Source organism: Granulicella cerasi, assembly GCF_025685575.1.
GTDB classification, from domain to species: Bacteria; Acidobacteriota; Terriglobia; order Terriglobales; family Acidobacteriaceae; genus Granulicella; species Granulicella cerasi.
Genome location: NZ_JAGSYD010000002.1, coordinates 492276 through 504318 on the forward strand (window position 1 = coordinate 492276; position 12043 = coordinate 504318).

Annotated in this window: 5 protein-coding genes; 1 reads left to right on the forward strand and 4 read right to left on the reverse strand. The window is 57.6% G+C overall.

Annotated elements, in window-relative coordinates:
• Window positions 1-3 precede the first annotated feature (3 nt).
• Entirely contained in the window at window positions 4-1263 is a 1260-nt protein-coding gene (locus tag OHL11_RS07595; RefSeq protein WP_263370896.1) for a glycoside hydrolase family 27 protein, read from the reverse strand.
• Between the two features lie 174 nt (window positions 1264-1437).
• The gene (locus OHL11_RS07600) at window positions 1438-4851 is read right to left on the reverse strand and encodes a carboxypeptidase regulatory-like domain-containing protein (RefSeq protein ID WP_263370897.1); all 3414 of its coding nucleotides are present in this window, start codon (window positions 4849-4851) and stop codon (window positions 1438-1440) included.
• Window positions 4852-5238: 387 nt separating this feature from the next.
• Here OHL11_RS07600 and OHL11_RS07605 point away from each other — a divergent pair, with 387 nt between their 5' ends.
• On the forward strand, window positions 5239-6645 hold the full coding sequence (locus tag OHL11_RS07605) for a hypothetical protein (RefSeq protein ID WP_263370898.1): 1407 nt from the start codon (window positions 5239-5241) through the stop codon (window positions 6643-6645).
• Window positions 6646-7428: 783 nt separating this feature from the next.
• Here the strand turns inward: OHL11_RS07605 and OHL11_RS07610 are convergent.
• Both OHL11_RS07610 and OHL11_RS07615 read right to left on the reverse strand, forming a co-directional pair.
• Window positions 7429-8181, reverse strand: coding sequence for a sulfatase/phosphatase domain-containing protein (locus tag OHL11_RS07610; RefSeq protein ID WP_263370899.1), 753 nt, complete (start codon window positions 8179-8181; stop codon window positions 7429-7431).
• Window positions 8182-8551: 370 nt separating this feature from the next.
• The gene (locus OHL11_RS07615) at window positions 8552-11902 is read right to left on the reverse strand and encodes a TonB-dependent receptor (RefSeq protein ID WP_263370900.1); all 3351 of its coding nucleotides are present in this window, start codon (window positions 11900-11902) and stop codon (window positions 8552-8554) included.
• Window positions 11903-12043 lie beyond the last annotated feature (141 nt).

Below are 12043 nucleotides of genomic sequence, written 5' to 3' on the forward strand. Positions count from 1 at the left end.
GAACTATCTTGTCAGCTCGAGAAGCATGCAGCTGTGGGCCGGCAGAGTCACATCAATCCCGTCCGAGGGCTCGCCCTTCTGGTTGGTCCACAGTTCTCGGCTGCGATAAGCCCCCGAAGGAAGGTTATAGAAAGCGTAGGTACGCGTGATTCTTTTGTCGCCATCGTTTAGGTTGAACAGGGCGAGATAGCGCTTCCCATTCCGCCCCTCGGCCGTCCAGACAACGGTATTTCCTTCACGCGCGACTTGACGCTGATCATGCGCGTACTGGTTGATCTCGATCACATCTCGATTGGTCAGGAGAGCGGTCGTCCAGTCATCGAGTTTGGTGAGGTTAGCCCCGACGATCAACGGTGAGCGCATGATGGACCACAGAGTCATCATGGTCCGCTGCTCGGCTGGCGTGAGTCGCGTCTGACGCGCTACACCGTCCCCTGGTTCGGGCCCAAGATAGCCGAGCGGAAGCATGTCAGCGTCAGGCCATGAGCCAGGACGCGCATACGGAGCCCACGCTGCAGCCAGTTCAAACTGGTCGTGCACGCTTCGCGGCGCGTGACGAGTGTTCTTCCAGAAATCCCACACGTCGTCAGAGATGCGCCACATCTGCGCGTATGGCAGAAGTTCCTTTGCGATGCTCGGCGACGTTGGCCCGGGTGAGAGGCTCAGCAGCATCTGACGATGTGTCTTCGCGATCGCTTTGTGAATCATCTGGATCTCGCCGGGCTTATACGGATGGTCTGAGATGCAGTCCACCTTGATGAAATCGACGCCCCAGCCTGCGTACTGGCTCATGAGCGAGTCATACCAGGCCTGGCCTGCAGGGGTATCGCGAACGCCCCAATTCGTGGGATCCCAGGGGCACGGGTCCGTAATATCCGCGACCTCCTTCGCCCGGAAGCGGCTGTGAGCAACAGGAGAATCCCGGCGCACAGCTTCACGAGGGATCCCGCGCACGATATGGATACCGAACTTCAGCCCTTTTGCATGGACGTAATCGCCAATGGCTCGAAAGCCCTCATTGCGGCCGTTAACCGTAGCGGAGGGAAAGCGCTCGGGCACCGGCACATAACGACCGTTGGCATCCAGTGCATAAATCACGTTACCGCTTTTGAGTTCGTGAGGGTTCTGCAGGAACCACCCCTCATCGATGACGGCGTAATCCCAGCCGAATGGCTTAAGCGTCTTCGCGAGAATCTCGACGTTGTCGCGAAACTGAGATTCTGTGATGGTGAGGCCGTAAGCGTCCCAGCTGTTCCATCCCATCGGGGGACGGTCCGCGAAGGACGATGGAGCTTGTGCCGATGATGAAGTGCAAAACAAGAAAAGTGCAAGCAGAAGAGCAGACCAGTGACGCAATGAAATCTCCCTTGGTGTGGCTTGAAACTGGAAAAGCGCCCGACGTGCAAGTGTCTTGCACGTCGGGATCAAGGCAAATCGTTAGAACGTGATCTTGGCTGCGATCTGCAACAGACGAGCGTCGTTTGCGGTAGCGGTGATGCGACCGAACGTCGAGGCCGAAGCGATCGATGTGTTGGGGTTGGCGTAGTTCGGATGGTTCAGCACGTTGAAGGCCTCACCACGAATCTCCAGCTGCGCGTGCTCTGGCAGATCGAAGCGCTTGCTGATTGCCATATCTACATTGGCGAAGCCCGGGCCGCGAGCCTGCATCGGACGTTCATTACCGAAGGTGCCGAGGGTTTGGAGCGCGTATGCGGAAGTGTTGATCCAGAGCGGCTTCACACCGGCGGCCGGGAACAGATTCTTTGAGTACAAGCTCTGTCCAGCAACGATGTTCGGACGATCCTGGCCAATACCAGTCAGAGAGCGATCCGTGCCATCCGTAACGGTATAGGGCATACCCGTGCGGTAGGTGACGAGCGGGCTGATCTGCCATGCACCAAGCGCGGCGTTCAGAAGCCTTTCATGGAGCTTCGGCGTAGAGGCCACACCCGAGATCGTCAGGTTATGCGTCGTGTCGAAGTTGCAGCTACCGTACTCGGCTGCGTGATTGCCCGGATCTTGAGCGGGAGGCGTGTTATCGCCCGTGTAATTCATGTTCGCGAGGCAGTGCGACCATGTGTAGTTCGCAAGCACCGAGAAGTTGTTGGCAAAGCGGCGATTGATCGTCGCGATGATGCCGTTGAAGTTTGCCATGCCGTAGTCGGAGGTTCCGCTGAAGGCGCCATAACGCGTTCCAGCTGTCGTTCCGCTGGCAATGGCAGCGCGATACAAAATGTACCGCTGCGACGTGTTGTTGGTGGTAGCCGCCGCGCCAGATGGCGTATTAGCTGGGGTGGCGTAGTTGTACGGCTGAAAGCCCCACAGGTGCACAGTGCTTGTGCCTATGTATGTCACCGAAGCAAGCAGATTCGTCGAGATTTGATTCTGATAGCTCAGGTTGTACTGGTGCATATACGTCCGGCGGAGATTGCTGGGGTAATAACCTGTGGTGACATTGGCCGCAGCAAATGCGGCTGTGCTGGGTGCCGGATACTGCGATGGGAATGGGTTCCCGCCAGGAATTTTCTTCCACGGATCGTCGAAGGACTTCACCGCGTCGGTGCGATTCGTTGAGTTGTCCACGGTGAAGGCCTGCGCAGACGTGTTCGGTGAATTGTTGGGGAAGCCCGAGTCGTAGTACAGCTCCGGAGCTTCGAACGTGAGCGTATAAGAGCCACGGATGCTGGACCTTCCGTTCCCGAGCGGGTCGTAAGCGAAGCCTGCACGCGGCGAGAAGTTCGTGTAGCGCGAGTTCACAAACCCCGGCTTCACACCCTGATCGCCGTAGAAGACGATGCCGGCAGGGGCGTTCGGATAGACCGTCGAGACCCGGTTCGCAGCGAATGCATCCGCACTGAACTCTCCGCCGATGTTGTTCTTCTCGTACTCCGGGAACCACGGCTCCCAGCGCAGGCCAGCGTTGAGGGTCAACCTCTTTGAGGCGTGCCACGTGTCCTGAACGTAGTAACCGAAGTAGTTGTAACGAAGATGAGCGGCCGCTCCGGGGCCGAAGCCTTGAGAGAAGGTGTTCGGCGCACCCAGGAGAAGATCTCCAAGCCCAAAGCCAGAGTATGAGCCGTTGAACGTGAACTGACCGTTCTCGGTGTTTAGACCAGCGAGGTTCAGCTGCTCATGAATGTAGTCGAAGCCTAGTTGGATGAAGTGGTTCCCGTGCTGGATCGAGACGTCATCCGCGACCTGATAGTGATTGGTCACGAAGTGCGTAGGGGCGCAGCTACCGCAGGAAGCCGTGAAGGCGCCACTGACGTTCAGGTAGATATAGTTCGGCACAGAGGAGTACACGTTCGAGCCAAGGGAGGCTGGCGAAATCAGATCTCCCGGTGCACCGCGGGCGATCGCAAGACGCGTGACGGTTCCGCGAAACGAGTTCGTGATGTGCGGTGTTACGACAAACGTGTCGCCGAGCGTGAGGTACTTACCGCGGTCCTTGAGGCCGGAGTTCACCGCGTTGAGCAGGTTTCCGTTGAAGATCGCCTTTTGGTAGAAGTTCGTCATGAAATAACGAGCGAACACCGAGTGACGCTGGCTCACGGTATAGTCCAGACGACCGATCCACTGATTTTCATCCTGCGGAGCCGGGACCGAATAGGAAACAAGGCCTGCAGGATTCTGCGTCTGTCCGGTGGGCAGGTACTTCATCAGCTTGACGGCTGCGGGGCTGAACAAGGACGGATTGATCGTCGCTGTGCATGCAACAGGGTCATAGGTGAAGCCGGCTGAAGCCAGGAGCGTTGGGCACGCATGACTGGCGCTGAGACTCTGCTGGTACTGGAGGTACGGGGTGAAGTTCCCGGAGAGCATCGCCGCCGTAGGAACGAAGGAAGACGTCGTCGCCGGTGCAATGCGAAGCGCCGTGTGCTGATAGCCGCCTAAGAAGAAAAGTTTGTTGCGGATGATCGGGCCGCCCAGGTAGCCGCCGAACTGGTTGCGCTTCAGGTCGGTGTAGCCGTTGATGCGGTTGTTGGCGTTGGCGTAGCTGTTCCGGAGGAACTCGAAGACGCCGCCGTGGAACTGGTTGCTACCCGACTTGGTGACAATGCTGACCGTTGCGCTCGGATGAACACCGTACTGCGCAGCTAGACCAGTCGTCTGCACGCTGAACTCCTGCAGAACGTCCGGGAACGGAAACGGCATGTTTACGTTCGAGAACGAGTCATTGTGGTCGCCGCCGTCGAGCAGGTAGTTGATCTGGTTGCCCTGACCACCGGCTACGGCAATGTTGAGTGCACCGCCGATAGCGCTGGTGCCGGTGCTGCCGTAGCTTTTCGTGCTCGTCATGTTGCCGTTGACGGTCGGAGCCGAGGCGCCCGACAGCAGAACCAGGTTCGCCGCGTTACGCCCGTTGAGGGGTAGGTCGACGACGCGGCTCTGGTCCACGGTCGTAGCGATCGCTGTATCGTCCGTCTGAACCTGCGCAGCAGCGGCGTTGACCGTGACCGTGGTCTCGGCCGAACCCACCGCGAGCGGAATGTCCACTTCAGCATCGTTCGACACTTGCAAAACGATGCCCGTTCGGCTGAAAGCCTGGAAACCCGCTGCGGTCACCTTCACCGTGTAGGGACCGACCGGAAGATTCGGAAGGGTATAACTGCCGTTATCGCCACTCACGGCCGTGACGGTTGCACCGGACTCGGTCTGGGTCGCCACGATGGTGGCACCGCTGATAACCGCACCCGTGCTGTCCGCGATCGTCCCATGCATTGTGGCCGACGATACCGACTGTGCGAATACGGTAAGGGATGAAAGCGCGAGTGCGCCTGCCAGGATGGCCCCTTTCCTCACATAGGAGAGTGGAGCGTACTGGATTAGAGCTCTTCGATTCATATTCATAAACTGCCTCCGAACTTTGCTTCCTGGAGAGATGTCGTGAGCCGGGATCCCCGTCCCTGTACGCCGCCCGTAGTTGGCTGAGGCGACGACCAGACTTTTCTCAGCCCACGAAGACTCCGTTTTGCGAAATACAAGTGGCAAGTGAATTTACGGTGAGGTCGCCGGCCTCACCGGCCGTGAAGGGTTCGATTGCGTCTTGCACCCGCAGATCCACTCGATTTTCATCGCCGCAGCATGGCGGAACTGCCCACCAGAAGGTTCAATGCCATGCGGCATGCCCGTCAGATGATCTTCTCGTTCCCAGATCCGAATTCCCTTGCCTTTGCTCCAGTTAGGAGCAAGTTCTTACAGTGAAAGACGGGTTTCATCAGCCTGGGAGAAGGTGCTATGCTTTTGCTGCCCGACCCGTTTATGGAGAGTCCCGTATTCAACGCGCCCGAAACGACCCTTCTGCCGTCACGTGCGGAGTGGGACCGTCTCCTGCAGCGCGTCATCGACAGCCAACCCTTTCGGCGATCCACCCGCCTGAGAGAGTTCTTGGTCTATGTCGGCAATCAGGTCGTACTGCACGGTGCGAAAGAGCTTCCCGAGCAGCAGATTGGGGTCGCTGTGTTCGAGCGGTCCCCATCCTACGACACCTCTCAGGACAATATTGTCCGCGTCAACGCGATGGAATTGCGCAAGAGGATCGGCGTCTACTTCGAGACAGAAGGTCAGAACGAGCCCCTGATTTTCGAGATTCCGCGCGGAAGCTACCTCCCGGTCTTTCGGCTCCGGGCAGTGCCCCCAGCCGAGCCCGCCTTCCAAGAGCCAGTACCGACTGTGGAGGAAGAGCGGACAATAGAAGCGCTCGTCCCTGAGCTCTCCCTCGACAAGGTGCCCGCAGAAGCCGCATGGCATGAAGCGTTTCGCACCCCTGTCGTCCTTGCCCTTCTCGTGCTGATCCTTGGACTGACAGTCTGGGTAATCGTCGCCAGCCGCCAGCTCCATCAGGAAGAGTCGGGCATCCATAAATGGCAGAGCCAACCAGCGATGAGGGACTTTTGGGGTAATTTCTTCGGGAAGAAGCTGGCTCCCGACATTGTGATCGCGGACAGTTCCTTCGTCCTCGCTCAGAGCATCTTGCATCGCAAGCTATCGCTCGCCGAGTACCTGAACTTCAGTTACCGCACCGCTCAGTCGCCGGAAGCCCTCTCAAGCGACGCCCGACAGCAGCAGATGAAGGATCTGGCAGCGATCTTCGATCACAGCTCCGGCAGCCTGGCCGATTTTCGCGTCGCCCGCCGCATCACCGAACTCGAAACCGGAGACTTCGGCACTCGTCTCGTCTTTGCGCGTGAATATGCTGGGCACCGGCTGCGCTGGAACAACACGATCTTTGTTGGCAGCAGCCGTTCCAACCCCTGGGTCGAGCTTTACGAAGACCGTATGGCCTACCACTTCAAGGAGTCCACGGACTCGTCTCCGTCAGCGGTCACGATCGACAAGCCGGTCGGCAACGAGCGAGCCGAGTACCCTCTCTATTCGTCCAAGGGCACGCCAGCCGCCTACTGCATCATCGTCTTCGTCCCCAACCCGACAAAGACCGGGAATACCTTGATCATCGCCGGCAGCGACTCTCAGGCGACGGAGGCCGGGGGGGACTTTCTCACCAGTGAAGAGAACCTCCAGAAGATCAAGACGCTCTTGAATCAGAAGTCCTTTCCGTACTTCCAGCTGCTCTTGAGGGTATCCAGCGTCAACGGAACAGCATTGAGTTCCGAGATCGTCTCATACAGAGCTGGCTCTCTGTGATGAGCACTGACGTAGCAAACCCGATCTAAACGCCTGTCAGAATGTTTGAGTTGGGCATGGCCACATCGTGGCGGGAGTAACCGCTTTCGAGGCTCAGCGAAACGGTGTCTATCCAGCGTGGGCGAGGCAGCAACTTACGATACCCGTATCCGTACCCATAAAAAAGTCCGGCTCTCGCCGGACTCTATCGAACCTTTTCGAACCATCTTTACCGCTAAGTGGTTCATTTATCGCAACCTACGCTAGTTCCAAGAGGTTCGGCGAAGTCCGCCAAAGTGCGTAGTTGGTTGCCCCCCAGGGATCAACCCGCGTTGATCTCAAATGACTTACAAGGAAATCCACAGCGAATACCCGCACCGGTACCCGCTACAAAAAAAATAAGTGAAAAACTGTAGACGGCGAAACACCGGTGCCGCCACGGCGTTCCGCATTTGGCGCGCTCATTGGCTGGGTTCCCTCAAAGATTGACCTTCGGGTTGCATTTCTTGGGTGTGCTCTGGAGGTTGTCGAGCGTTACCGTCGTGAAAGAAGCCGCGTAAATATCAACTGCAACAAAACAATAGCGCAGGAAGCCGTCGGAACGCATCCTTCGCGCAGCAGAAAATCAACTTTCGGGTTCCCGACGGGTACCCAGAGCACTGATCACAAGCATTGTTTAACTCCACCGGAGCAGCGTTACTCGAGTCGCTCGGCTACTCGAAACCGTCGTCGGCACGCTCGATTGTCACTAAAAATGGGGATGGCTCGTTGTCTAAGCCATCCCCTGAGTGTTTGCCCACACACTTAGTTCTTCGGCGTAGCTCCGCCGGGTGCGAAGGCCGGTTGGCCCTGCGCGTGATCAATACGACGATCCCTCACTTCGTCCCACGTGATGTACGGGGCGAGATGATGTGACTTCGCTTGCTCTTCAAACTCAGCCTTGAGCTCCGCGAGCTTCTGCGGATTCTGCTTGGCGAGATTGCTCCGCTCCGTCGGATCGTCGTTCAGGTTGTAGAGTCCCCACGCGCTCTCATCAAACGGATGAGCCTTTTCGTTCCCCGCGGGGAAGCTATTTGGATACGCAAGCTCCGCCTTCCATCCGTGGTCGTAGATCGAACGCGCGCCGAAGATGTAGTAGTACTGCACCTCGTGTCGCGTTCGGGCCTTCGCATCGTCAATGGAGTACGCGAGCGACGTACCTTCCACAGGAATCTGGTCGATCCCACGCAGCTGCTGCGGTGCCTTGATACCAACGAGGTCGAGCGTCGTCGGCAGCACATCGATCACGTGACTATACTGCGTGCGAATGGCGCCCTTGTCCTTGATTCCCTTCGGGCAGGAGATGATCAGCGGATTGTGCGTGCCGCCTTCGCTATTCGCATCCTGCTTCCAGTAACGGAACGGCGTGTTCGCGACCTGCGCCCAGCCTAGCGGATAGTTGCCCGCTACAGCCTCAGGTGTACCGATCTCATCGATCTTGCTGAGGTTATAGCTCGAGCGCTCCTCACGAGTCTTCACCTCGCCTGCAAGCCCGCGGTCGATGCTGCCCTCACTCAAGCGTGCCTTCCATGCTGGCGCCGTTGTCGCCAATCAGCACATCAATCGCGCATAGAGCTCGCGCTTCTCCGGAGCCAACTTGTCCCACGCCTCGATGTCAACGTTGCGCTCAGGCAATTTTGCATTCGGAGGGATGACGCAAGCTTCCTCTGGCGATCCATCCGGTGCCTTTACAGGATCGGGCCACCACTCTTTGGAGTCCACCAGCATGCGGTCGACATCGCCGCCATAAGGTCACGGAGTCGATGCGACTTGCGCCTGCAGCGTGTATTGCGCCGTGGCGAAGCTTCTTGCGATTCATGAATACTCTCCTTGTAAAGAACTTCGTTGGAAGGCTTTTGTGCTGTTGGGCGCTCTCGCCAGCGCGCGCTCAGAAGGTGTAATGCGCGGCCAGCTGGAGCGTGCGTGATGAAGTGGTGCCGGACTGGAGCGTGCTGATCTTGCCGAAGTTCGCGTTACCGAAGGACGTGTTCGGATTACCCAGGTTCGCGTGGTTGAAAGCGTTGAACGCTTCGAGACGAAGCTCAAGACGCTGCTCGCGATGGACAGCGAACGCCTTACGCAGCGTCAGGTCTGAGGTGATCAACGCAGGGCCACGACCAAACGTTCTGGGCGAGTTGCCGAAGGTGTAGTTAGGGTTCTGCGTGAAAGCCGCAGTGTTGAACCACTGCGTAATCTTCGCCTCGCGAGAACGATCGCTCGACAACGAGTTGGGGTTACCGGTCAGATTTGGTCGAACTCCATCGGAGTAGCTTCCCGTGTTGTTCGTTGCATCGATAACGCTCAATGCCGTACCGGAGTGAATCTCCAGCAAGCCGCTGACAGACCAACCACCGACAACCTCGTCCATCCAACGCGAGTTCACGTCGACCAACTTGCCCCGCCCAAATGGCAACTCGAGCACACCGTTCGCGATCAGGCGCTGACGAACGTCATTGCCCGAGTACCCATAGCGATTGCGCTGATCGTAGTAGTTCGTATAGGTCGACGTCCCGGGATACCCCGCCAACTCACTGCGCGAAGCCGTGTTGTCGACAAACTTCGAGTACGTGTAGTTGACCTGATACTGATAGCCGTGGCTGAAGCGTTTCTGCAGGCCGGCGTTGCCTCCGTGGTATCGCGACTGACCATCATCCGGATAGAGATTCTGCACGTTGCTGAACTGCGGTAAAGGACGTAGCGTTTGCGTGCTTGTGTACGCGGAAGGATTCGCTGCAATGAGTGCGAGATTCGACGGCGTGATCTGATTGATGCTTTCCGCAAACGGCGACGCCAGGTGATGCGCCAACGTACCGAGATAGCCGATGTCGAGCAGCAAGCTACCCGCAAACTCATGCTGCCAATCGAGGTTCAACTGGTACAGATAGCCGGTAAGGCGATGCGGCGCGATGAACTGCGGTGCCACGTAAGGAGTCTGCCCCACAGCCACCGCACCAAAGCCGGGCGTCAATTGCGACTGCGTCGGATACGACGCTTGCCCTGTCCCCTGCGATCCATTGTTCTTCAACAGGAATGCGGGCGTACCTGCGACGGAGTTCGGCGAGTTCAGCGTGATGGAGTTGGAGAATCCTGTGCTCAGTACGATCGGCGTCGCCTGATCGTATTCACCTGGGTAAAGAATCGCTCCGCCACCACGAATGACGTTGTGCTCCTTGGGCACATATACAAAGCCGAAGCGAGGTCCAAACAAGGCGTTGTCGAAGTCGTTTGCATATCGACTCTGACCACCAATGCCTGCGAACGTAATGACGCCCGGCGTGCCCGACACAGGATTGATCGCCGTCAGGTTCATCGAGTTCTGGCGATTGTTTTCAAGATAGCGAGGCGAATCAACATCCCAACGCAAACCGTAGTTCAACGTGAGCTTGTTGTTCACATGCCAGTTATCTTGCGCATAGAGCCCGACGCTCCACGCCGCAGAGTAGAGATACTCCGTCTCCAGTCGCGAAGCTGCATTCACGCGACCCCACAAGAGATTCGCAAGGCTGCCAGCTGCCACGTTGCTGCTGACACCTGAATTCGTAAAGGTAAAGAAGCCGCCGCCAGATGGTGAGTACAGATCACCATCCGCAGCGTAGCGATAATCCGCGCCGAACTTCAACTGATGGTTGCCGCGTTGCAACGAGAGATTGTCCGTGTACTCATTGCTCAAAATCGGCGTCTGTAAACGTTGCTGCTGCGATGTGTTGCCGATGCCGGAGAGTCCATTGACCGTGACGCCCGGGAAGAACGAGGGGTTCGTTCCAGGCAGCGCAAGATCTCTTGTCGCATCGGAGTTCACACCATGTGTCACCACTAGCGACTGGCGATTGGTAAACGTGAAGCGAGCTTCGTTGAGGAGACGCGGCGTGAAGGAATGGTTCCATGTCGCGGATGCGTTGTAGTAGTAGTTGTGCGAGAGCGAACCGTAGCTATCCGTTCCACGCACGGGATAAATGTCGGCGGTATCAGAGTGATCGGGCTGAGCCAATAGACGGAAGTAGAGACTGTCTCGATCGGAGAACTGGTGATCGATGCGCGCAACGTAGGTGCTCACCAACGTCTTGGTGGGTGCGCTCGCAGAGAAGTTCGTGGTGTTAATCGCCGCTCCTGTGATGTTCGGCAATGGATAGTACGAGGCGAGCTTCACACCGTAGGGATCCAACTCAGCGCTCGGAATTTTATTCAGCGTACCGTCGTCGCCTACTGCTTGTTTGTTTGTGTAGGGATCGATGATCGGCGTGGAGATCGCGGAGAAATCGCCAGTTCGTTCCGCCGCTGTGGGCACGGACAGCGTTGCTACTGCGGTTTGGGTTCGCGCGAGGCCTTCAAAGGTGAAGAAGAAGTACGTCTTGCCGCGCTTCACCGGTCCGCCAATGCTGGCCCCATAGAGCTTGTAGGCGAGCGGCGGAATCGTCAGTGAGAACTCAGGACGCGCTTGCAGATCCTGATTGCGGTAATAGATATACGCACTGCCATGAAAGTCATTCGTGCCTGATTTGGTCGTCATCTGAATGACACCGCCGCCGGTACGTCCGAGGTCGGCCGTGTAGTTGCTCACGCTCAGTGTGAACTCCTGCAATGCATCGACGGGAAGGTCAAACATCTGCGTGGGCACGCCTTGCAGCAGGTTCTGCGTCGTGCCGCCGTCTACGGTGTAGTTTGCATTGTTGCCGCGGCCACCGGCGATCGCAAAGTAAGAACTGCTGCCCGTGCCGCCGCCAACGACGAAGCCGCTCAAGCGTTGCAACTGCGTTGCGCGACGATCAATCAGTGGGAAGTTCGTAATGGTCTTGTTTTCGATGACGCTGCTGACCGCAGAACTAGTCGTCTGCAGTTGCGCAGCATCGGCCTGCACTTCCACATGCTCTTCGACCGAACCCACACTCAACGCGAAGTTCATACCCGTAGCACGTCCAGTGAACAGCTCGATGCCCTGCTTCACCTGCGTGGCGAAGCCGTCCTTCGTCACCTTCACGTCATAGTGCCCGGGGATCAGTACCGGGAACTGGTAGTAGCCTGAGCTATCTGAGGTGGTATGCTGCGACTCGCCCGTTTCGGTGCGAGTCACGGAGACATCCGCTTTCACGATCTGCGACTTACTGCCGTCCTGCACGGTGCCGGTCAGCGAGGCCGTGTTTTGTGCGAAGGCGATACCACTGCTAAACGATGTGAAAAGAGCAGCGACCAACAGAGCCAGATAAGGCCACAAGCGGCGCGGCGAAAGAACATTCAATTTCATTGCGAGCCTCGAAATCCTTACAAAGAAAAACCCACGAAGCAATCTTCGTGGGCGGGCACACCTTCACTGCAGTTGCAGCTAAGGTCCCTCGGAAGGACCTTGCCGGTCTTTCCACGATGATGCAGTTTCGGATTCGTTCCA

Excerpts from the sequence above, each read along its gene's own strand:
- OHL11_RS07615 (WP_263370900.1), bottom strand. The coding sequence starts at position 11,902 with ATGAAATTGAATGTTCTTTCGCCGCGCCGCTTGTGGCCTTATCTGGCT.
- OHL11_RS07600 (WP_263370897.1), bottom strand. The coding sequence starts at position 4,851 with ATGAATATGAATCGAAGAGCTCTAATCCAGTACGCTCCACTCTCCTAT.
- OHL11_RS07595 (WP_263370896.1), bottom strand. The coding sequence starts at position 1,263 with ATGGGATGGAACAGCTGGGACGCTTACGGCCTCACCATCACAGAATCT.
- OHL11_RS07605 (WP_263370898.1), top strand. The coding sequence starts at position 5,239 with ATGCTTTTGCTGCCCGACCCGTTTATGGAGAGTCCCGTATTCAACGCG.